The sequence below is a fragment of the uncultured Paraglaciecola sp. genome, assembly GCF_943787955.1.
GTDB lineage: Bacteria > Pseudomonadota > Gammaproteobacteria > Enterobacterales > Alteromonadaceae > Paraglaciecola.
Window position 1 is genome coordinate 1 of the sequence record NZ_CALSOK010000009.1, and the last position, 22,484, is coordinate 22,484.

Annotated in this window: 24 protein-coding genes; 11 read left to right on the forward strand and 13 right to left on the reverse strand. The window is 41.0% G+C overall.

The genetic code is table 11. The annotated features are described in order from the left end of the window. The 8 genes from Q0Y52_RS07320 to Q0Y52_RS07355 form a co-directional block, all read left to right on the forward strand. A partial coding sequence (locus Q0Y52_RS07320; RefSeq protein WP_297820036.1) for an ABC transporter permease occupies nucleotides 1–429 on the forward strand: 429 nt, incomplete at its 5' end. Between the two features lie 17 nt (nucleotides 430–446). After that, nucleotides 447–1,337 carry an FtsX-like permease family protein gene (locus Q0Y52_RS07325; protein ID WP_297820038.1) on the forward strand — a complete coding sequence of 297 codons (891 nt, stop codon included), beginning with the start codon at nucleotides 447–449 and terminating at the stop codon, nucleotides 1,335–1,337. Beyond that, nucleotides 1,321–1,491, forward strand: coding sequence for a hypothetical protein (locus Q0Y52_RS07330; protein WP_297820041.1), 171 nt, complete (start codon nucleotides 1,321–1,323; stop codon nucleotides 1,489–1,491). The genes Q0Y52_RS07325 and Q0Y52_RS07330 overlap by 17 nt, the downstream gene beginning before the upstream one ends. Next, nucleotides 1,492–2,715 (forward strand): HlyD family efflux transporter periplasmic adaptor subunit, encoded by a 1,224-nt coding sequence (locus tag Q0Y52_RS07335; protein ID WP_297820043.1) that lies wholly within the window; start codon nucleotides 1,492–1,494, stop codon nucleotides 2,713–2,715. A 169-nt stretch (nucleotides 2,716–2,884) separates the two neighbouring features. Beyond that, nucleotides 2,885–3,433 carry a DUF4136 domain-containing protein gene (locus Q0Y52_RS07340; protein WP_297820046.1) on the forward strand — a complete coding sequence of 183 codons (549 nt, stop codon included), beginning with the start codon at nucleotides 2,885–2,887 and terminating at the stop codon, nucleotides 3,431–3,433. A 98-nt stretch (nucleotides 3,434–3,531) separates the two neighbouring features. Next, complete coding sequence (locus Q0Y52_RS07345; protein WP_297820049.1) at nucleotides 3,532–3,720, forward strand: hypothetical protein; 189 nt, start codon at nucleotides 3,532–3,534, stop codon at nucleotides 3,718–3,720. 380 nt (nucleotides 3,721–4,100) lie between these two features. Continuing rightward, nucleotides 4,101–4,340, forward strand: coding sequence for a hypothetical protein (locus tag Q0Y52_RS07350; protein WP_297820052.1), 240 nt, complete (start codon nucleotides 4,101–4,103; stop codon nucleotides 4,338–4,340). Next, complete coding sequence (locus Q0Y52_RS07355; RefSeq protein WP_297820055.1) at nucleotides 4,321–4,740, forward strand: hypothetical protein; 420 nt, start codon at nucleotides 4,321–4,323, stop codon at nucleotides 4,738–4,740. Before Q0Y52_RS07350 ends, Q0Y52_RS07355 begins: the two co-directional genes overlap by 20 nt. Here Q0Y52_RS07355 and Q0Y52_RS07360 read toward each other — a convergent pair. The 9 genes from Q0Y52_RS07360 to Q0Y52_RS07400 form a co-directional block, all read right to left on the reverse strand. Further along, on the reverse strand, nucleotides 4,710–5,180 hold the full coding sequence (locus tag Q0Y52_RS07360; RefSeq protein WP_297820058.1) for a GyrI-like domain-containing protein: 471 nt from the start codon (nucleotides 5,178–5,180) through the stop codon (nucleotides 4,710–4,712). The genes Q0Y52_RS07355 and Q0Y52_RS07360 overlap by 31 nt on opposite strands. A gap of 56 nt (nucleotides 5,181–5,236) precedes the next feature. Continuing rightward, the gene (locus Q0Y52_RS07365; RefSeq protein WP_297820060.1) at nucleotides 5,237–5,449 is read right to left on the reverse strand and encodes a hypothetical protein; all 213 of its coding nucleotides are present in this window, start codon (nucleotides 5,447–5,449) and stop codon (nucleotides 5,237–5,239) included. 303 nt (nucleotides 5,450–5,752) lie between these two features. Then, a complete protein-coding gene (locus Q0Y52_RS07370; RefSeq protein ID WP_297820064.1) occupies nucleotides 5,753–6,094 on the reverse strand; it encodes a hypothetical protein in 342 nt (113 codons plus the stop codon). Continuing rightward, the gene (locus tag Q0Y52_RS07375) at nucleotides 6,057–6,293 is read right to left on the reverse strand and encodes a hypothetical protein (protein ID WP_297820067.1); all 237 of its coding nucleotides are present in this window, start codon (nucleotides 6,291–6,293) and stop codon (nucleotides 6,057–6,059) included. Before Q0Y52_RS07375 ends, Q0Y52_RS07370 begins: the two co-directional genes overlap by 38 nt. Next, nucleotides 6,286–6,780 carry a hypothetical protein gene (locus tag Q0Y52_RS07380; protein WP_297820070.1) on the reverse strand — a complete coding sequence of 165 codons (495 nt, stop codon included), beginning with the start codon at nucleotides 6,778–6,780 and terminating at the stop codon, nucleotides 6,286–6,288. The genes Q0Y52_RS07375 and Q0Y52_RS07380 overlap by 8 nt, the downstream gene beginning before the upstream one ends. Beyond that, complete coding sequence (locus Q0Y52_RS07385; protein ID WP_297820073.1) at nucleotides 6,758–7,021, reverse strand: DUF1704 domain-containing protein; 264 nt, start codon at nucleotides 7,019–7,021, stop codon at nucleotides 6,758–6,760. Before Q0Y52_RS07385 ends, Q0Y52_RS07380 begins: the two co-directional genes overlap by 23 nt. After that, on the reverse strand, nucleotides 7,002–7,511 hold the full coding sequence (locus tag Q0Y52_RS07390) for a tyrosine/phenylalanine carboxypeptidase domain-containing protein (RefSeq protein WP_297820076.1): 510 nt from the start codon (nucleotides 7,509–7,511) through the stop codon (nucleotides 7,002–7,004). Before Q0Y52_RS07390 ends, Q0Y52_RS07385 begins: the two co-directional genes overlap by 20 nt. Nucleotides 7,512–7,676: 165 nt before the next feature. Continuing rightward, nucleotides 7,677–8,699, reverse strand: a complete 1,023-nt coding sequence (locus Q0Y52_RS07395) for a tyrosine/phenylalanine carboxypeptidase domain-containing protein (RefSeq protein ID WP_297820079.1) — start codon at nucleotides 8,697–8,699, stop codon at nucleotides 7,677–7,679. Further along, nucleotides 8,696–9,520, reverse strand: a complete 825-nt coding sequence (locus tag Q0Y52_RS07400; protein WP_297820082.1) for an N-formylglutamate amidohydrolase — start codon at nucleotides 9,518–9,520, stop codon at nucleotides 8,696–8,698. The genes Q0Y52_RS07395 and Q0Y52_RS07400 overlap by 4 nt, the downstream gene beginning before the upstream one ends. 544 nt (nucleotides 9,521–10,064) lie before the next feature. Here Q0Y52_RS07400 and Q0Y52_RS07405 point away from each other — a divergent pair. Next, nucleotides 10,065–11,066 carry a chemotaxis protein CheB gene (locus Q0Y52_RS07405; protein ID WP_297820085.1) on the forward strand — a complete coding sequence of 334 codons (1,002 nt, stop codon included), beginning with the start codon at nucleotides 10,065–10,067 and terminating at the stop codon, nucleotides 11,064–11,066. Between the two features lies 1 nt (nucleotide 11,067). Further along, nucleotides 11,068–14,670 (forward strand): CheR family methyltransferase, encoded by a 3,603-nt coding sequence (locus Q0Y52_RS07410; protein ID WP_297820086.1) that lies wholly within the window; start codon nucleotides 11,068–11,070, stop codon nucleotides 14,668–14,670. Nucleotides 14,671–15,024: 354 nt separating this feature from the next. Here Q0Y52_RS07410 and Q0Y52_RS07415 read toward each other — a convergent pair whose 3' ends face one another. Genes Q0Y52_RS07415 through Q0Y52_RS07430 form a run of 4 tightly spaced genes read right to left on the reverse strand, consistent with a single transcriptional unit; the run spans nucleotide 15,025 to nucleotide 21,752 of the window. After that, the gene (locus tag Q0Y52_RS07415; RefSeq protein ID WP_297820089.1) at nucleotides 15,025–17,475 is read right to left on the reverse strand and encodes an endonuclease/exonuclease/phosphatase family protein; all 2,451 of its coding nucleotides are present in this window, start codon (nucleotides 17,473–17,475) and stop codon (nucleotides 15,025–15,027) included. After that, nucleotides 17,472–18,749, reverse strand: coding sequence for a glycosyltransferase (locus tag Q0Y52_RS07420; RefSeq protein WP_297820092.1), 1,278 nt, complete (start codon nucleotides 18,747–18,749; stop codon nucleotides 17,472–17,474). The genes Q0Y52_RS07415 and Q0Y52_RS07420 overlap by 4 nt, the downstream gene beginning before the upstream one ends. Then, a complete protein-coding gene (locus tag Q0Y52_RS07425; protein ID WP_297820094.1) occupies nucleotides 18,746–21,013 on the reverse strand; it encodes a hypothetical protein in 2,268 nt (755 codons plus the stop codon). Before Q0Y52_RS07425 ends, Q0Y52_RS07420 begins: the two co-directional genes overlap by 4 nt. Before the next feature lie 4 nt (nucleotides 21,014–21,017). Next, the gene (locus Q0Y52_RS07430) at nucleotides 21,018–21,752 is read right to left on the reverse strand and encodes a TVP38/TMEM64 family protein (RefSeq protein WP_297820097.1); all 735 of its coding nucleotides are present in this window, start codon (nucleotides 21,750–21,752) and stop codon (nucleotides 21,018–21,020) included. Between the two features lie 156 nt (nucleotides 21,753–21,908). On the opposite strand from Q0Y52_RS07430, the gene Q0Y52_RS07435 reads away from it, so the two are divergent. Then, entirely contained in the window at nucleotides 21,909–22,259 is a 351-nt protein-coding gene (locus Q0Y52_RS07435; protein WP_297820100.1) for a cytochrome C, read from the forward strand. Nucleotides 22,260–22,484: the final 225 nt, after the last annotated feature.

The following is a 22,484-nucleotide window of genomic DNA, read 5'->3' on the forward strand; positions in this document are numbered from 1 at the left end:
AGAACCGAAATTGGCTTACTCAAGGCTTTTGGTTATGGCAATTTTCAAATCGCCTGGCACTACATTAAAATGATGTTGGTGATTGGGATCATAGGTGTGACAATTGGCTCAGTTATTGGCGCTTATTTTGGTCGTCTTAATACGGTAATGTATGCTGAACTGTTTCGTTTCCCTTTGCTGATTTATCGTCCCAGCCCTTTTGCTTTCATTATTGGTGGGTTAGTCAGTTTAATCGCTGCAATTTTGGGTGCGTTAACGGCCGTTAGAACCGCTGTTAAATTACCCCCAGCTGAAGCGATGATACCTCCCTCCCCTGGCATTTATAAACAAACCTTTTTATCGTCGCTGGGCCTAGTTAGATTGTTGGACTTCAGCCTACTCGTATTGCATTACGTCAAATATCTCGTCGGCCACTGCGTTCATTTTTAACCAGTGCTGGGATCGCCATGGCAACCGGCTTAATTATTATGACCTTGCAGTGGGACGATTCGTTAACTCATCTTAAACGCGTATATTTTTTTGATAGCCAGCGGCAACATATTACAGTGGGTGTGGTTGACTCTTTGCCGCTACGTGCCATTTATGACTTCGAAAAATTACCTGGCGTCCTAACAGCTGAACCCATAAATGCAGTTAATGCGGATTTTAGTTTTGGCTCAATGACCCACAGAGGGGGCATTACAGGTATGCAGCCTGACAGCACACTGCAACTGATATACGACGATGGGCGCAAACAAAGTATTGATGTGCCCGATTCAGGGATAGTGATTGCCAGTCGCCTAGCACGCAAACTTAATATTAAGATTGGGGACGTTATGGGGGTTGATGTTTTAGAAGGACGCAGGCCGGAATTATTGATACCTGTAGTTGGCATTATTAATTCATATATAGGTCTGCCAACCTATATGAACTTAGATACCCTAAATCGCGCACTCAATGAAAGCCCCAGCTTTAAATATGCCAACCTGTTAATCGACCCGCGATATCAAGATGAACTGTATGCAAAATTCAAAAGTATGCCCAAGGTTAGTACTGTGATGTTGAAACAGTCTGCATTGGATTCATTTAATGAACATCTGGTCGAACATTTGATGGTGTTTATCTCAATGTTTACTGGTTTAGCCGTGGTATTGGTATTTGGCGTGACTTACAACAGCACACGGGTTGCGCTATCAGAACGTGGGCGAGAACTCGCCACCTTGCGTGTGCTGGGATTTACCAAGGGCGAGATTTCTTATGTATTGCTGGGTGAAGTCATGTTTTTTGATTTTACTAGGATTGCCGCTTGGCTGTCTATTTGGCGGGTTTTTAGTGTGGTCGATGGCCCAGTCATTTGACACCGAAATGTATCGTATTCCTTTGGTGATCGAGGCGTCAACTTATGGATATGCCATTGTGTGGGTTGTTATCGCCGCTATCTTATCCGCTGCTCTGGTCCGGCGAAGAGTGAATAAGCTGGACTTGATCAGAGTGTTAAAAACGAGGGAATAAATGATGCAAAGCAAACACGTGCGTTTTCTACTTTGGGCTGTGATTGGTATGGTCTTGTTATTGGTGTTGAGCTACTTATTTAGACCTAGAACGATAATTGTTGATATGGCTCAAGTGGTAAAAGGAGATCTACAAGAAATCATCACCGAGGAAGCAAAAACAAGAGTTCATGATGTTTATACGTTATCAGCACCTGTTACAGGGTATCTACGTAGGATAGAGGCCGAAGTGGGCGACCCAGTAGAACGGTTAACAACTATAGTGGCTGAAATAGAACCTATCGACCCAGAATTTCTTGACCCACGAAGTGAAGCACAAGCAAAAGCGGATATAAAAACCGCCGAGTCTGCTTTGAAACTTGCTCAAGCTGAAGTGAATCAGTCACAAGCAGAATTAGACTTTGCCCTTGCAGAATTTGACAGGATGCGTGAACTTCGCGTCAACAATAATGTGTCTGCGCGAGAGCTAGACAATTCTGAACGAACATACAAAACCGCACTAGCTGCCTTGGCTACCACTCAAGCGGGGCTGCAAATGCGCGTCTATGAATTAGAACGTTCCAAGGCATTAATGTTGTCCCCTTCCTCTACACAAACGCAACGAGGTAACTGCCAATGTGTCAACATAACGGCTCCAGTTAGCGGACGCATATTAAAGGTATTGAATAAAAGTGAGGGTGTAGTCATAGCAGGGACCGCTTTGCTTGAAATCGGTAATCCAAAAGATCTTGAAATAGTCGTAGAATTACTGTCTTTCGATGCAGTAAAAGTAGAACCTGGGCAAGTGGTCAATATTAAAAACTGGGGTGGATCCCAGCCACTAACAGGTAGAGTCAACCGCATTGAACCCATTGGTTTTATGAAAGTATCTGCCCTGGGAATAGAAGAACAAAGAGTGAATGTTGTTGTTGATATTACCAGTGAATATAACAATTGGGCACGTCTGGGACATGGGTATCAGGTGGATGTGGAAATAGTCTTATGGCATGGCTCAGATGTATTAAGTGTGCCCGTTACTGCTTTATTTAGGGAGCAAGATAAGTGGGCTATATTTGTCGTAAGAGAAAAGACTGCGTATAAACAAATAATCAGTATTGGCCACAAAAACGCCCTTAATGTTGAAGTGATTACAGGGCTTAACGAAGGCGATTGGTATGTGTCCCATCCAAATAATCAAATTACTGACAATGTAAAAGTTTCTTCACGTACAGATTATATCGAATAAGGTCAAAGAAGGCGTCAAAGATTCTAGGTTAGCCAATCCTATATTTTTGTTTGTAGCAGGAATTGCTGCTTTAAGTCATTCCCCATAAATAATTTGATATGGGTCAACATGGCTTGGTTCGATTTGATTAACAATCAGTTTGTTTCTCTCTATTTTAAGGATGTGTGTGATGAATACTCAGAAAACCCTTCGCCCTATGCTGGTAACGTTGTTATTCAGTGTGATTTGGTTGATATCAGCTTGCCAATCTTTACCACAAATACATGCCTTATATGACCAAACGGCCGACCTTAATCGATACACCACTTTTGCTTTTTATCCGCAGTTGCAGCCTGAAGGTGAGGAATACGACAAGCTGTCTACTCGTTATATTAAGGCGGCGATCATGACCCAAATGATAAGCAAAGGTTACCGCTATTCAAATAATCCAGATTTGTGGGTGAATTTTAATACCTACACCAAAGAAAAAATTCAGGATTTAAGTGATGTAATGCCTCATCCTTATTATGACTTTAGGCATGATTATGGTGTATGGGGCAACTATCCTCATTACGAGACCCGAATAGAGCAATACACCGAAGGCACCTTAAATATTGATGTGATTGATAAAAGTAATAAAAAGCTTTTATGGGAAGGCATTGCTGTTGGACGATTGAACAAAAGAACGTTGGATAATCTTGAAGAGAAAATCAATCAAGCGGTGGCTTTAATTTTTTGAAAAGTTTCCTTCTTAAAGTCTGAGTTATAAGGCCTCCTTTCCTTAGCCGATTTTAAACCGTTAACACTTTTAGATATTGAGAATTAGAGGTATGAACAATGAAAACCTTAGTTATCTATTATTCACTTAGCGGCAATACTCAGAAAGTGGCTGAGGCCATTGCCAATACATTAAAAGCTGATATTAATCGACTCGAGGACAGGCATAGTCGTACTGGCCCCATTGGGTATGTTGCTTACAATATATCAAGTATTGTTTTCTCGACCTGGAAAAATTCGCTTTGCTAGCACGAATCCGAACGAATATGACTTACTGATCCTTGGCGCGCCAATATGGATAATGAAGTTAGCCCCCCCCATGCGCAGTTACATCCTCAAAGAAAAAAATAAGTTTAAGCAGGTTGCTTTTTTTTTGTACAGAAGGTACTTCCGGTGCCTCAAATGCCTTCAAAGCTATGGAAAGTCTCTGTGCTAAAAAGCCAGTTGCCACACTTGAGATTACTGAGGCTGATATTAAATCTGGGCTATACCGTGAAAAAAACGCACAGCTTTGCCAATAGCTGCCAGCAAGGGAACTCAGATAATAAAGGAGCGGTTTGCTGTTTGAAACAGCTGCTTATTGATGAATACCCATTCCACTGATAAACACCCATTTATTGGAGAATATTATGTCTAAACTAAAGAAGTTCACTTGGCTACTGGGACTCATTGTGCTTTGTATTTTCGCGATTTTGACTTGGTACAAAATTCATTATTCAATGGATATTGCCGAACCCTTTACCGTCACAGTACCACAGGCCAAATATAAATTACTGATTGCTACTCAAGGCAGTGCCTATAAAAACGCGGTGCTGAAAGGTTTAATATCAGCAGCTAAAAAAACGCAAAATGTCACTAGAGGTAATTGATGTTTCATCACTCTCGACAGTTGATATTGATGAATGGAGTGTCATTGTCATTATCCACACTTGGGAAAACTGGCAGCCACAAGCCAATGCGCTTGAATTCGCTCAGCGCCATCCAAACACTGACAAAATTCTTTATTTATCAACCTCTGGTAAAGGTGACTTAAAAATACCAAACGTGGATGCTATTACCTCTGCCTCTTTACTAATAGATGTGCCCAAACATGTTGCCGAAATAGTCCACAGAATCGATGCAATCTTGCTGGCTAGTTCTAATAAGTACTATAATAATCTCCTGAAAGTGTTTCTTTGTTTTTCTTACTTAAAACGTTTTTGTTTTAAAAATGACTCAACACCAATGCTCTATCAGTTTTACAATTCAATGGCTCTAATCAATTCATAAACTTGGGTGTTCAATTTTTCTGGCTCTGTATCAACAGGATTATTTAAATAGACTTCATAGGCGATACCTGTGGCTTCATACCCATAATCTTTAATCCATTCTGTCAGCGCACGATACGAAGATTCGATATCGATATAGGGACCAATATGCAAACAAGTCACCGATTTTCCACTGGGTGTTTGACTCGGACGAATATTATCTATACCACTTAAACTAACAGAGACTGGAAGACCAAACTCCACATCTAAATGTCGCATATCCAGATTGTAATATATGGCAAAAGGAGCACCCGTGATTTCGCCATTGTATTGCTCTAGATATTTAGCTATGGCTGCATAACCTTTGGCAAAAATCTCAGGGAGCGCTTCAGAATTTGTTCTTAGACGAATAGATAAACTTGACTGTGACTTAAGTACTTTTAATTCACATTTTATCGACATAAATTTTATCCTTAAACGTCTGAAATAAGTCTGTTCTAATCTTAACTTTGGACTACTTAGTTTTTTATGCTATTTTTATCTTTTTTGTGGCCTAAACAATCGTTGCGCCAACTGCATTGCTGTTGATCACATTCGCCGGTATAAGCACTGCCAAAACAATCAAAATTACCTTCTTTTAATTGAATCGTTCGTATGAGTGACGATTTATTGTGTTTGCTAGGTTTTATTCCATGTCTTTTGGCAATACTGCTGATTTCTTTGATGTTCATAAGATCCTCTCGTTTTAAGCCAATGGGAAAAGAGCCATCATTATGCATTGTTTGATTTTTAATCTTATTGATACTGATCAAATTTAATTGACTCGTTCCATTACCACTTGAATCTATACATAACCAAACTTTTGCATGGTCGAAGAAGAAGAACCATAAAGTAATTGACCGACGCGAATTGGCAAATGGGGGGGATTTTCGAATGCACCGATCTAAGGTCACTCTACTGTTCAATTATTGTGTAAGCCGAGCTTAACGGTAGGAAAATAAAATCCAATCCGACTAATGGGCAATATATGTTGATCAAAGTGTTGCCATTTCAGTATTGTTAAAATGACGATTGTAACGCTTGATATATTCGGCTTTGTGCTCCAGAGAACGTATTATTTCTTGACAAAACTTACTGTTTTCATATCGCTCGCAACCAATAAGTCCACCAGGGCTAAAAACGTTTATTTCCATCAATTTGCTTCCAACAATATCTAAGCCCACTAAAAACATTCCATCCCGCACTAGTTTGGGACGAATGATTTCAGCAAGTTCAAGCATTTGCGGCGTTACCTTGGCTTTTTGTGTACTGGCCCCTGCGCTAATGTTGCTGCGAATATCATCGTCCCCATCTTTGTGACGATGGATCGCTTGCAATCTTATTTTTAACTTTCAAAGGCTTCCCATTTAATAAAAATAGTCGTGTGTCGCCATTTTTAGCTTTTTTCAAATATTCTTGTGCAATAATAAATCCATCTTCAGCAACAGATTCTATAATTTGATTGATGTTGAATTTATCTTCAGGATGGATCAAAAAGACATTGCGTCCGCCTGATCCAGACAAAGGTTTAAGCACGGCATAACCTTTCTCTCTGATCAACAAAATGCTTAATATCGCTCGCGTCGCGAGTAATGATTGCTCTAGGCCTAACTTCCTCTGGAAAGTACTGCAGATACATTTTGTTAATGGCTTCATTTAATCCACTCGGATCATTCACCACTAACACACCATGACGCATAGCCAAACGACCAAAATTGATCCCAGCAAGGCGAGCCCATGGTCGATTATTTACGTCTTCTGCAGGATCATTTCGTAGCCATAGTACATCGAGTTTATCTATGGTTGTTTGTTCTAGAATAGCCTTTTTGGAATGCAATATTTTCAAATATAACTCTAGAGAATGATACTGCCCTGGTGGGACTCTAACTGAGTTAGCATAAACAGTATCGTTGATAGAATAGGACAGCTTTTCGATACTGATATAACTGACCTCATGCCCCATATTCGTTGCCGTTTTTGCTATTAACGTAGTGGTATAATCACTTTTTTTCAGTATCGACATTATTGACTAGTAAACCCAATTTCATTGGGTGTTTCCCCTTAATTAAGTTGAGTATGGACACTGATTTTTTTAGTCTGGTCATTTTACTTTCAAACAGCTTAGAGTCTATATAGTTTGGTGTGACCTGAGATTTTTTAAGCAGGTTTCGCCACCTCAATTCTTTTACAAATGGAATATGTTGCAAACCAATTTTTCCCACAAAGAGCAACATAAACTCACCATCAGTTTTCAAATAATCCACCACCTCTAATAATCCCTTCAAATAAACGGCTATCTTTAGTAAAGCCCCCCCCGCGAAATACACGCATAGTTATGTGAAAGGCCTGCTCATTTGAAAAATACCATTCATCAATCAGAAGTCTAAACACTTGTATAAAATCGGCTCCTTGAACCATTGCATCTACAGCGACTACTCTTGCAGCGATGGTACGTAAACGCCCAGAATGTAGATTTCCTACAAAATATTCCGCTAATACTGCTAACCCTTCTTGTGCCGCTTCATAATTTTGCATGCCAGAATGAAATTGCTGGAATGGTTGTGCTCTGCCGTTGAAGTGGGTCAATATGTGTGTGCTGACTTCATGAGCTAAGGTTGCTTCAATTGTTTCTTGATGCAGGCTAAGGGTGCTGCCAATCAGTAATTTCCCACTTGAAACCATTATTCCTGGTAAATCATTACGAATTTCCACGGTATAGTTAAAGTCTGCATTTTTGCTTACGATAATCCGCAATCAATCGTTTTGCCCGTTTTGCCAATTCACTGGCCGACAACTTTTTCGCCCGTAAATGACGGAGACTGCACTGATAAACAGTTTAAAATGTTTTTAGCTTCACCTAGCAGAACGTCATCTACACCACCAAAGACTTGAAGACTGCCATACATGAAGTTTGAGGTGTTACGGTCCCCAAATCATTGTCAGTAGCTGACTGATTTCCTGTCGCTGAGTGTGAAAAATATGGGTTAACGCCGGGTCATCAATTTGTTCAATTTTGATGGCATATAATTGACGTTTTAATTGATCCGGATCAATCGGCCGCGGCCTATATTTAAATATAGGAGTTTTTAAAAATTGACTATTGCTAAAAGCTGTCCAAACTTCAGGCACATTGACGGGAGTCACATGAAATAAAATGTCGAAATTGTCTTTAATTTCAGCCAATTTTTTATCTGTTTGCAGCACAATAGAGGTAATGGAGCGTTTACCTAATTCATGATAATGCTTGGGTGTGTGGGTCGTATATTTATGGATAAATGCATAGAATATCTGTCGAAACGCCCGAGTAATACCTAAATGAATCCTCTTCATTTCATATGGCAATGTTTTATTCCCGTCCCGAAAAACCGGTGTCAATGCAACGCCCATCCAATACCAATTAGATGGACTATTTAGTTGGCTCACATTTAATGTCGTCATATGATTGGGGTATGAGTTCGCCCCATAATCCAAAGTAAGTTCCGGATTGACGTCATTGAACTCGATGCCTAGCAATGCATTTTCAGTCGCTTCTAATATATTAAGGGGGGGATTTTCAGCGTCAGTGTATATTTGAAATTGCAATGCAGATTGGGAATTTGGAACAGGCTGTTGGTGATCTTGACTCCACAATTCTAGAAACAGAAATGCACCAAATGCCTTCTCAGTTTTAATTGCAATACACTGCAAAAGCTTTTTAAATACCGCAGTCTTTGCACGCACTTCATCCACCAGAATATAATTTGCCTGACCCAAGATAAGTTCATCAGTCCCTTTGTCACGGCTATTTTGAGGTCTTCGATAGATACATAGAAAAGGCAGTTTTCTATCGATATGCAGTCTTCCCCATCCAGTAAATCTTCGTCGTATAGGCTTATTTTCGTCTAAGGCACTGGATACTTCTTGTATAAATGCGTCGTTAATATCGAAGCGTTGGCCTTTCATAGTTGTTGCAACTCATGGGAAATTCCAGGCAATGTTGATTTTAGCGCGTGATATAGTGCCAGCAACTTTTTGGCATCAATTTTACCTGTCCATTCGTTCATAAAAAATTTCTTGAGTTCGATGGACAATACGCAACCCGAATCAGGGAAATTTTGATGTACCCATGTTGCAAATTGTCGCCCTTTAAATTTAACATTTTCCCGGACATCAAGATGTTGATCCATATAATCATAATGTTTAAGGTCACTGATAAATCGGTCGATGACACTTGCCCATTTTTGTCGGTCCATTGTTCCTGTACCAATATTTATATCTGGATTTTCAATCGGGTTGTCAGGGGCTGCTTGTGGCCCTCCCCTTCGATGGTTATAACTGTGGATATCAAACACCACAAATCGTTTATATTGACTCTCTAGTTTTTTGAGCACTTTTTTGGTTTCTGAATAGAACTGGTCAAATTCACCCAAGGATTTTTTTATCATTTGAGTTGTTGGCTTTTTTTTCCAAACCTGTAATCCCCACGCATCCTGGGGAGAAAGATAAATTGCTTCTTTGCGGGACCGATTTAGGTCAACTTCAAATCTGGATCGGATTGGAACAATTCGATTAGGGACGACATGAGTCAAGACATCTGTGTAAGGGTCTTCTTCTCTTAATCTTACAGATTCTTCCAGAGCCATAATTCCAGCCAACTCATTTCGTATTTGATGGCCTGCGTGCAATGCTGTAGCGAACAATGGGCCCTCTCCACTATGCACCGACCAAAGTGGTTGAAAGTAACCATTGATTTTTTCTAAATGCTGTTTTGAAGAGGTTTTCATTGTTATGTCAATAAACAGATATTTTGAACACTGTACAATGTGGATATTTTAGTAAAATTGATCTTGCTCAATATTTAGCGGTTCAGCAATAACATGGTAGTAAGTGGGGATCAGCGACCAAATGAATTTGTGATGCACAAGCAAAAGATTTTAAATAAAAAGTAATCGTATTTATTAGCTCATATAGAACAACAAGATTAGATACGGTGTATGACCTTTTGCTTGATTGAGGTCAATAAACGATGGAATAGATAGTTGAAAATAATAACTATTCATATCAGAGATATTTTGATATTTAAATTTAAAATATCTGGTGAATATTAACCTTAAAACGCTAGCGATTACTTTATAAAATGATAAAGTTAAAGAGTTATTTACCTTCCACCTGCTGTGTTGGATTATTTAATGTGCGAAAAATGCGTATTCAGTGCCTATTATATATCGTTAATAACGATAGTCAGATGCATCATCATACTGACTCTGTGTCTGATCGAGAACAATGTAAAGGAGTACTAAGTTAATAACTGAATCGTCCTGTCCCATAGTGGGTATCGGTGCTTCGGCAGGTGGTCTGGCCGCCTTAAAAGGCTTGTTTGAAGCCTTACCTAATGATACTGGCGCAGCTTTTGTGGTGATCCAACACTTAGACCCAAAACATGAAAGCCTTACGGCTGAAATCCTTACGGCTGAAATCCTTACTCGCTCTACTACTATGCCTGCGGTTCAAGTTGTTGATGGTATGACAGTTCAAGCCAATCATGTCTATGTTATTCCGCCTAATACTTATCTGACTCTAGACGATCATAGTTTCAAACTTAACAAACCCGTTTTACATCATGGTTTGCGGATGCCAATCGACACTTTCTTATGGTCATTGGCTGAACAGCATGAAGATCGTGCGATTGCCATCATAGTCTCCGGTACAGGTAGTGATGGTACCCTTGGAATTCGGGCCATTAATGGCAGTGGGGGTTTGGTTTTAGCTCAATCACCAGATAGTGCTGATTATGAGGGTATGCCCAGTAGCGCTATCGCCACCGGACTAGTGGACTTTACTTGTCCGGTTCAGGAAATGCCTGCTCATATTAAATATTATTTACAACACCCTTACATAATTAAGCAAACAAACACTAAACGAGATGGTGATATACCAAAAGACGAAAAATCCCAACTAAGTGCTATTTTGGCTTTTTTGAAAAACCGTGTCGGCCATGATTTTAGAGCGTATAAACTGGGTACATTAGGACGACGTATCGCCAGGAGAATGGAGTTCCATCATCTCAAAACGATGACAGCTTATTTATCTTTTTTGCGCAAAAATGAGGATGAGGCAAACTTGCTGTTTAAGGACTTACTAATTAGTGTGACTGCATTTTTTCGGGATCCAGAAGCCTTTTCAGCCTTCGAACAAAAAGTCATCATTCCGTTGGTGGCATCAAAACATGATGACCAACCAATCCGTGTGTGGATCCCAGGTTGTGCCACAGGTGAAGAAGCCTATTCAATTGCAATGTTGTTAGTTGAACATTTAGAAAAAACCAATTAGTGTGACTGCATTTTTTCGGGATCCAGAAGCCTTTTCAGCCTTCGAACAAAAAGTCATCACTCCGTTGGTGGCATCAAAACATGATGACCAACCAATCCGTGTGTGGATCCCAGGTTGTGCCACAGGTGAAGAAGCCTATTCAATTGCAATGTTGTTAGTTGAACATTTAGAAAAAACCAATACACATTGCAGTATCCAGATATTCGCCAGCGATATTGACGAAACTGCATTGAGCTATGGTCGTACAGGCCTATATCCAGAAAATATTGAGTCCAGTGTTTCAGAAGCACGCCTACAACGATTTTTTAGTAAAGAAGATCACAGTTACCGGATCAAAAAATCGTTACGTAAGTTGGTTACTTTTGCCAGCCAAAACCTTATAAGTGACCCACCCTTTTCGAACCTTGATCTCATCAGTTGTCGAAACTTACTGATTTATCTCAGCGCTGAAGTACAAAGCAAAGTCCTTGCATTGTTCCATTTTGCCCTACGGGAAAACGGCAATTTATTTTTAGGACACTCGGAAACGTCCAGTCAGCAAGAGAGTTTATTTAAACCACTGGCAAAAAAATGGAGAATTTATCAACGTACTGGACCGGCTCGTTCAACCAGCAGAGTTGAATTTCCAATAGCCTCAAGAATTACGCGCTCCATCCCGCCCTTTGTTGGCAAACAAGTTTACGATAAAAATCAGCTGCGTCTTGGTGATGTGACACAACAATTTTTATTACAAGAATTTGCTCCTGCTGCTGTATTGGTGAATATAAAACATCAAATCGTACATTTTTCCGGCCCTACTTCACGTTACTTAGAACAGCCATCAGGATCTCCTTCTCAAGACTTACTGGTACTAGCAAAACATGAATTACGGGCAAAATTACGCCTCGCATTGCGCCAAGTCACCGAAGAAAACAAGCGAGTGGTGATTGACGACATACAAATGCTTAAGGAAAATGGACACCTTGGAGTAAAAGTGGTTCTTAGACCGATAAACGTCCCCCATAATAATGAACCTATGATACTGATCACCTTTGAAGAACAAGATGAAACTGACGTCACTCCAAAACAGCACAAGGACCAGCAATTACTACAACAACAAGGCTCGCGAAGCACTAACGACAGCTCGTTAATTGAACAAATGGAAGCAGAGTTACAAATCACACGTGAAATGTTACAAACTAATGTTGAAGAATGGGAATCCGCCAACGAAGAGTTACAAGCAGCAAACGAAGAGGTGATGTCGGCCAACGAAGAATTGCAGTCGAGTAATGAAGAGTTAGAAAGCTCCAAAGAAGAACTGCAATCCATGAATGAAGAACTGACCACAGTTAACAACCAATATAAGGACAAAGTAGAAGAACTGGCCAAGAGTAACGATGACCTAGACAATTTCCTCAGCAGTACTAATATTGCCACCTTGTTTGTTGACAATAACCTACGAATTGGTCGTTTTACTCCTGCGACTCAGGAACTATTAAATCTTATATCGACTGATATTGGACGACCAATAATCGACATCCGGCCCAAGTTTTTGGATCATGGTCTAATGGATGATATTAAGCGAGTTTTAAGCAATCTTGTTCCAGTGGAGTGTGAGATAAAAACTGAAAACGGGAGTTATTATCTACGCCGCATCCTGCCGTATCGCACGAATGATTACCGAATTGCCGGAGTGGTCATCACTTTTATCGATATCAGCCAACGAAAACGCTCAGAAGAAGACACCCTAAGATTAGCCACTATCATCCGCGACTCCAATGATGCTTTTACCTTGTGTGATCTGGACGGCAAAATTACTGCCTGGAATAATGGCGCGCAAAGAATGTATGGTTGGAGCGAACAACAAGCTTTAGGTATGAATCTACTTGACCTTATCCCCATGGATGAACAGAAAAATGCTAAGCAATTAATGCAAAGCATTATTAAAGGTGAGTATATTCAAAGTGCTGAGGCCAAGCGCATCGGTAAAGACGGGCGTAAGATAAATGTATTACTTACCCTGACTCCTTTATTGGATCAAGCTGGCGTTGTGATTGCGATTGCCTCTACCGAAAAAGATATTAGTAGGCGCATAAATGCTGAAAATGAACTACGGGCAAGTGAAAGAAATTTTCGATCATTAGTAGAGTCGGCACCTGACGCCCTAGTGATTGTCAATGCTAGTGGCAAAATTGAAGTCGCCAATAGTCAGGCCGAAAAACTCTTTGGATATTCCAAACAAGAACTTATTGGCATGCTTATCGAACAATTAATGCCCTCAAGATTTGCTGAGAAGCATGTTCAGCATCGTAAAAGTTTCTTTACCCAACCAAAGTTTAGTGTGGTGGGCAACGGCATTAAACTGTTTGCTCTGACCAAAAGTGGTGAAGAAATACCCGTCGAAGTTGGCCTAAGCCCCATAGAAACCGATCATGGGAAAGTGGTAAGCGCTGCAATACGTGACATTAGGCAACGTCAAAGAAGCGATGAAGCCCTGCAGTTGGCAAAAACTACGGCTGAATCAGCTCTAGCAGCTAAATCTAGGTTTTTAGCTACTGCCAGTCATGATTTGCGCCAGCCTTTGCACTCACTGACGTTACTTAACAAAGCGTTATTTAAAAGTATTGATAAACCAGAAGCCAAAAAAATGCTGGGTATGCAAGGAGATTCATTGTTTGCGATGGCCCGCTTATTGAACTCGTTGTTGGACATTAGCAAACTTGAATCGGGTACAGTGGCAGCGCAGCCTAGTCATTTTGCGCTGCGCCCTATGCTCGAAAAACTTTGTGCTGGATTCGAAGTAGAAGCCTATGAAAAAGGTATAGGGTTAACACTCGAAGCAAACGATAATCATGTTGTGTACAGCGACCCAGGCCTTTTGAATCAGTTGCTGCAAAACTTGCTAGCCAATGCCATTCGTTATACCAAAGTGGGCAAAGTGACTATTGCCAGTAGTCAGAAGCATAATATAGTGAAAGTATCGATCAGCGACACGGGTATTGGTATTCCTGCAGAACAGCTTATCTACATATTCGATGAATTTCATCAGGTAAACAGAAACCCTCAGCAACATCATTGTGGTCTTGGTTTAGGTTTGTCAATTGTACAACGGATTGCCGATTTACTCGGTACCCAAGTAAATGTGACCTCAAAAGTCGGACGAGGCTCTACTTTTTCCATTAGTTTACCTTTGGGCAAGCCAACACTCGCCACTGTGTCTAAAAAAGAAACCAATACTCATCGCATTATAGAGAAAAACGTACAAATATTACTGGTTGACGATGATCCCGATGTACTCGAAGCTTCTGAGATGCTGTTATCCATGGAGGAAGGTTTTAACATTGTGAGCGTGTCCTCTCCTACAGAAGCTTATGCACAAATGGATAAACAGTTGCCAGATTTAATTATCACTGATTTTCATCTTAACCATAAAGAGTCAGGGTTGGATATTATTCATAAAGCTAAAACAAAAGAGGGACAGCAAATTCCGGCCATTCTAGTATCAGGGGATACCTCTGCAGAGATGGAAACTATCTCTGGAGAAAATCTTCAATTGATGACGAAACCTTTGAACCCAGATGAATTAATATCACAAGCCTATCGTTTGCTTGCCCAAGCAAAATAGTATTTTCGTGAGTAATTCCCCCAATAGGTTTCAGGGTTTTGCTGTAAATCGTGAATTAAATTTTATGATTAGGGCCTATATAAGGCGACCTATTTACACTTAGTTGGTCAGGACTTCCCTGAGTTTGAAAATAAGAATGTTTAAAGACAGCATCAAGTTAAGCTAAATAGCATGGTAAATAAATTATTGATATACCCCTTAATTGGTTATGTGAAATACCATTATTTCAGCCAATCGTATTCCGTTGTTCTAACCTATCATTCGCCTCTGAATCATTTTGCTAAGGGGTTTAAAAAGTCAGCCTAACTGAAGCGAGTCGATACTCAGGTAGTGAGTGACTCGTTAATGATAATATCAAATTAATTTTAGGTCGACGATAAGGGGCAAGTGGTCAGAGGCGCTGCGGGTTAAATGGGTGCGAGGCACTTGAATATTTGCCACTTCAAGCATCGAATTGGTAAAAACATGATCAATGCGAGCACGAGGGAAACGTCCAGAAAACGTATTAATTGGCCGATGCCCCTTTAGCTGAAGCTGAGCGTCTCGCAAATATTCAATCACCCGTTTATAGGCCCTGCAGTTCGGGAAAAAGTTAAAATCTCCACATAAAATAATCGGTTGTTGAAAATTGGCGCTACCCAGCCAACTATCGCCTAACAAGGCGTTTACTTGTGGCATATGTTCCATTGGCCTAAAGCCAAAATGGGTATTAAAAATCTGTACGTTTATACCATTTACTTCAACTGCTACCCAGATTGCTCCCCTTGGTTCAAATAAAGGTTGGTTAATAATCAAAGGTAAGTTTCCAGCTTTAACCAGTTTGAGCGGTAGATGAGTCAAAATGGCATTACCATAACGCTCTTCTTCTACATGAATTGCTGGGTGAAAATGAAACGCCATTTCAAGATATTGACTGATGGCGTGCGCCTGGTCGAGGTATTCAGTGCGGGACATACCTGCGTCTAACTCTTGTAACGCCACTATATCGGGTTGATATTGAGCTATCACTCTGGCGATACGATGGGTAGACAGTCTTCCGTCCATACAACGACAACTATGCACATTATAGGTCAATAATCTTAAGGTATTCACATCAGGTTTATCGGTTGTTGGGGAACATTTGAGGCTGAATGAAGACTTTACTTGGTGTTTGATATTTTCATGTTGTTGTTTCTTACGTCCCAATATGTGTAAGCCCATTTCATATAAATCCACAGGCCTTAGGTAAGACTTATCCCTTTGCGGCAAAGGTGTATCAGAGGGGAGCAAGGCAAATGCATGTGTCTCCTCCATGCCTGGTCCTCCATGGGAGCCGTTCTCCATGGCAAAAGTGCAGTAAGGTTTATCCACACTCCAACCACTTATCAACAACTCCCCCGCCTCTGGATGTTGGCATAGATTAATCATTTCCTGTGTCACTTCATTTAAAAAAGGGTGTTGTTTACCAAATATTTTTGCTCCTTCTTTGGGCAGTAAATACACACCATTGTGGTCCCATGCCTTAACCTGCCCTTTGGCTACACATGCCAACACTAGGGGAATTTTTGCGTCTTTTACCAAGGTTTCAGCTAAAACCTCTCGTTGCTCAGCACTAAGAGATTGCGCCGGATAAATTGAACCCATAGGCCCCATTGACGTCACAGTAACTTGTTCGGCGTATTGTTCTTCTGTGAGGGATGAGGTTTGCATCTCTTTTGGCAAAGGGAATAAGTTTTGAAACCAGCCTCCACCTAAATATTGTGCCCTGCGTGACTCAATTCCCACATCCTGTTTAACAGTTAGGGTTGCAATGTGTGTATCACTAAAGTCAGCGAAGACTCGAGCGATAGCCTCACCCACCGTTTCACCGTGCGACCTTGTATAGGGTATGGTTTCCTGTTGCCCATGGTCGGAATATATCCATATCTCATATTCTCGCCGTGACGATGATTTGGCGGCGTGCCAAATTCGACTGATGGCATCGTCGATGCCCTTGAGGCTCCAATGAGCAAATTGTGAACTAGGACCCCGGCGATGTGCCTGCTCATCGTAACCCAAAAAATTAAGGTGAATAACAGGTAAACCGCGAGCTACATCGAGCTTTGTACCAATAGTGACTAACTCCCTTAGTAAGATACTTACCGCGACACGTGTCGGCACAAAGAGTAGTTCTCTAAATAAGTTGCGACGGTCAATAAGGCCACGAAAAAAATCAATAAAAGCCAATAAAAACTCAAGCAGCATGAGCAGCCCTACGCGCAAAAAACTGTATATATTCAACAAAACAAACATCATTATGGTCAGGGGGCTAGCCATGTTCATCAAACCAGACCAACCAATAGATGAGGAACAAAAATTGGCTTCAGTGGCACCACCTTGATAAATATTTGCATAGGAGCTGCCACCTTTTAGTAATGGCTCAGCTTGGCTTTTTAGTCTTTGTTCTACATCAAAAGCGCCTTGATATCTGTCCATGCGCACCACTTTATGGGTATCCCGAGACATGAAACTAAAGGCAGGAACGGCGGCTTTAATGCCATAAAAAAGCTCAGCCTGAACTGCTGGAGTTGTCGACGGTACCCCACAGTAACAATCATGCAAATGATAATGTTCGTTGTTGATTAACTTTGCCATAAATGGCAATCGGTTATTGCCCAGAGCGGTTTGAAATTGCTGATGTGACAAACCGTCTATCTGGATAATTAACAGGCCAGTTTTGTGGTTTGTGGCAGTTTGTTTGTTAAATCCCAACAGAGACAACATCCACTCACTGCGATTGAACCAGCGACGTAACCTTCGATATCCTACTTCCAACTGATAGATCATTTTTTATCGTCATGGGCAATCGCGTGCACAGCAGCTTTGGCGATACCTTTTAAAATATAGTATTCGGCTTTTATCATCTGTGTGGCATCGGCCCAAAGGTGATGCTCGTGATGATGATGAACGTAACCTTTACCCAGCAAAGACTGGTATTTCTCTAGAGCTTTTTGGGCGCATGTCTCCAAAGAATAGGATTCGGCAGTTCTACGGGCCGTCTGTCTGATAATATGTTGTTGTTCTTCAGATAACGTAAAAAACCATTGCAGCACATCTGCGAACTCTTCAGAGGTGGTGTCACAAGACAACAATCTCCCGTTATTTCCATCTGACACCACTTCTCGCACTCCGGGCGCATCCAGCGCTATTACAGGTGTCGAAACGGCCATAGCTTCAGTTAAAACCATACCTTGGGTCTCACTTTGTGAGCTAAATACAAATACATCCATTGCCTGATAAGCACTGGATAAAAAAGGTTGTTCCAAAAAACCAATGTGGTGCAGGCGTGGAGTTAATCCTGCCAATTCGAATGATTGCCGCAAAGCTCGTTCCGAATTGCCCTTGCCCACCAACAAAAAATGCGCGCGAGGTTCATTTTTCATAAACTTCACCACAGCCTCACTTAGATATGTTAGGTTTTTCTCCGGTGCCAATCGACCTAAATGCCCCACCACAAAAGCATTCTTATCAATCCCTAACATGTCTCTAAATCCAAGGCCACTGCCTTGTGAAAATTCGTCGATGTCAACCCCAGTTGGAACAACTTCTATAGGCACTTGAACGCCTCGAGTAGTTAGAATGACATGAATACTTTCGCTTGGTGCAAACACCTGATCACACATATTGGCATAACTTGTGGCTAGTTTTACTGCAAAACGTTGCAGCGTTTCAGCATCGCCTGGCACATAGTGGGAATATTGTTCGTACATAGTATGATGAGTGAAGACCAAAGGTAAATTATAAGTATTGGCAACTAACCTAGCGGTTGAACCCACTAAAAACGGATGATGAGAATGCACTATATCTGGCTCAAAGGTGTCAATCTCTTCTCCTAAAAAGTGCGGTATTGGCAATACCACAGAAAAGTCACTGCCGTTAAAATGTTGAATAGCAGGTATACGAACGACATTCTCTTCATTTATGGGCATTTGTGGAAATTCTGGGGCAATGATCAGTATCTTATGACCATGCTCTTGATAATAGCGGCTAAAGGCTTCCACCGAGCGCGCCACCCCACCAATATGTGGCAGGTAGGTATTCGTCATCATCAAAATATTCATACTTGATACTCACAAGTTACATCATTTACACCGAGGATAGGATTTATCACCTCTTGACCGGGCAGACGCACTTCAATTCGTGGAGCCTTACCAAACCAACTCCCCTGCCATCGAATAATATATTGCAGCGTTTTACCTTCAGACTGATTGAGTTGGGGTTCAACACTTATGCTCACTGGTCCAAAAGACGTTGCAGCCGGACCAAAACTTAAGGTTTGTTGGCTGGCCAGCCATTGTTGACTTATTCCGGCACCAATCACTAAACAGTCTTTTTCTTCACGTACAAAACAATTTCTCAGCATTAATATCCATTCTGCCGCAGCCCATACATGTTGACCATCCCCCATACAACCACCGCCGGTACGAGGATGAATCGCTTCTGGCCATTGGCCTGTCGAACTAGCAAGGTCTGCCACACGTTGCATTAAATCTTGATAGCGGACATCACCTGCCCGCATTAACACTTGGGCAATATGCAATGTGAGATAAGGATTGATGCCGCTGTGAGTCATATCTTGAAAAAAACCGTGATTGACACAACAATATTCCAACAAAAATTCACAACTATCTAACGCCCTCGAGTCGTCTTCCGCGCATAGTTGGGCTGGATAAGCCAAAGCTAAAGAACCAATGGCACCAGCATCCAGTCTGCGAGTGGGCGCGGCTGGTATGGCTTGTCTGCCAAGTTTTGTAGCCGTATTGGATATACTCTTAGTAACACAATCTTCAAAGTCTTTAGCGGCTTGTTGGTATGTTTGACTGAGTCTGGTTTTGCCGATTAAAGCAAATAACTTTGCAGCTGCTTGCAATCCGGCAATGCCCCAAAAATTATCCCAATAGTAATAATTATTTGGTCCAAGATGTTCTGCACTAAAACCTGCGGGTAACAGTCCGTTGTGGATCACATTACTTGCGTCAGAAATACGTTTTTTAATGATCCAATCTGCCCCCTTTTTAATCATTTTTAACCATTGAGGTTTCGGTACCTGATTAGTTAACTGACAATAACGCTGTAAAATCCATAACACTTGTCCATTAGAATCCCATTCGCCCTCTTGAGAGTGAAAATATCCTGATAAGTCCTGCCTTGAAGAAAATCGATCGATAGCTTGCTCAGCACGCTTAGTTAAACCCGCACATAACAAAGCATGAATAATAAATACTGCGTCTCGAAACCAAAAACGTTTATAGGTATAGGGGCCTGGGTAAATGTCGTCTGAAGAGTGTAACAACAAGGTTTTTAGGGCTATATCATACAATGATTGGAAAGATGCCTGGGGAAGTTTTAAGACACTAGCACTTTGCAAATGTGTGTGCCAAGGTTCACAATACAGATGATGCCCATGCACCTGATCGCCAGCACTGCCTTGCTGTAACGGTATTTTCACCGATACTTTGCTAGGGTTGTCATTACATTCTAACTTAAACATGGCAGCGGCAGTCAACATCCCGATATCACATTCCCCTTGTTGCTCATCAACCCTGTTGTTTAAATGAATGTACACATCACCGTTTTGATAATTGCAGATGTGATGGCGATCGACCTGAGGGCTAAATTCAACGCGATAAGTATCGTCAATTAACCATTGATTGCGCATGGTATGTAACCTGACTTGATCAATAAAGCTGACCCCTTCTGGATTATAAGGGCGTAAAGCGACGACGATCCAAGCAGGCTCATCGGCGCTTCCTTCAATATCCATTTGACACAATACCTTGCCCTTTTCAAATACTACCCTTGCCTGAGAATGTAAGGACAAAGTTCCATCATCAATGATGGTATGTATACTTAACTCATCATCAAAATGTACCTTTTGCTCAACGGATTTCGCTCTAGACGGCAACAATGTTCGGCCGCTTTGAGTCACTAGCCAACAATCAATTGACCAACCATCAATAAAAGGGGTTAATAACCCCCGTGGGTCGACTATAGGTAAGTTAGGATAGTTAGGCAGGCCAATTGCCGTCCAGTTTCTATGGCTTAAATTAATGTGTGTGATAGAAAAAGCCCTAGGTATAAAAGAGGTATCCCTGGGGTCAAACTGTCGCTCAATCCAATAGGGCCAAACCCAGTCAAGGTTATGCTGGATGACTCTATTGTTAATTAGACCACGAGCGTGCATCAAAGCTCCTGCTCTCAACAATTCAACCGGTTCGTTCACCTCAGAGGGCTGGATAAAACGTTGCAACTGACTTAACAGATTAATCGGGTCGAGAAATCCGTGGCGCCGCGCTATATATCTGACAATAAATTTCCATGGCATCCATTTAAACACCATGGTTATGCCTTTCTTCTTTGACTGAACGCGCCTCGAAACGTAACAGTGCCTTTTGTGCGTGTTTGGTTATATAAGTCACAGTCACCAGCAGGAAGATAACCGCAAATGCATAAAACCCCCAAGCATGCTCAGATCGGATCAGGTCGCCCGAAGCTAACATTGATAAATCAGCCGCTAATGAACCTAGGTAAACAATAAAAAATGTGTTGGGGATGATCCCCAGACACGTACCTTTCACAAAGTCCTTTAAGCTAAAATTAGTTGCACCGAACAAATAATTTGAGAGTTTGAGTGGAAAAAAAGGGACTAAACGGGTTAACAAAATAAATTTCCAGCCTTCTTCTACAAACTCATCATTCACCACTTTTAGTTTTTTATGATGACGTAAGTAACTTTTCACTCCCTCGCTGAAAATATGACGCGAAATTAAAAAGGCGCTGGCTGCACCTAATGTTGTGGCTATTACCACACACACACCCCCCCAAAATACACCAAACAAAAAACCCGCGCCGAGGGTAAATAAAATACTGGGTAATAAACATATCATCAGCAACATATCGATTAAGATAAACAACACACCAGCCCAAATACCAATGGTTTGGAGCCAGTCGAAAAACCTAAGAAGCTGAAGCTGCAAGTCAAAATAAACCAATGTGGCCATCAATATAGCCACCACTAATATGCCTACCAGCATTGATAAAATTAACGAATATGATTGTGTCATATGATGTGTTTTCCGCCCATTAACGTAACAAATACAGCGCAAAATAATCGAAAAGAATAATTTTATGAATTTTTACCTGATACAGTTTGATCTGTATCAAAAGGGGTTCCTTATTTGTCTTAACTTACCAAACATTACCACTTAGGAAAGACTTATTTGAGGCCTACATTATTACAGTTACTCTTTACTTTGACCCTTTATTTAATAGGCTGCAATCGGTTACCTGACTCATCAAAGGGATTTAGTTTACCCCAAGGAAATGCCCTAGCAGGTGTGAATATATTTTTGAAATATCAATGTTTAGCCTGTCGCTGTATCGAAAAACTTCACTACAAAACGGTTAATAAGGAATTGGAGACTCCGATGCATTTAGGTGTCACCTCCACTCGGGTTATGACTTACGCAGACTTGATTACCTCCATCATTAATCCCTCACACAAGATGTCATCTGACTATTCATTGTTGTCGACTCAAGCAGGCGGCGTATCAAAAAATGATAGTCTTTAACGATGTTATGACAGTTAATGAGTTAGTAAATCTTGCCAAATTTTTAGAGCCTAGATATAAAATAAAACCACATGTATATAACAATTAAGGACATTACGAATTTGATATGTGATATGAGAAGAGGCGTTTACTAGTGAACTATAAAGACAAAATGGTGATAAGCCAAAGCCAGCCGCAAGTATTTAAATAAGCAATAGAAGTTCCACAATAAGCGAAATTTTGTGT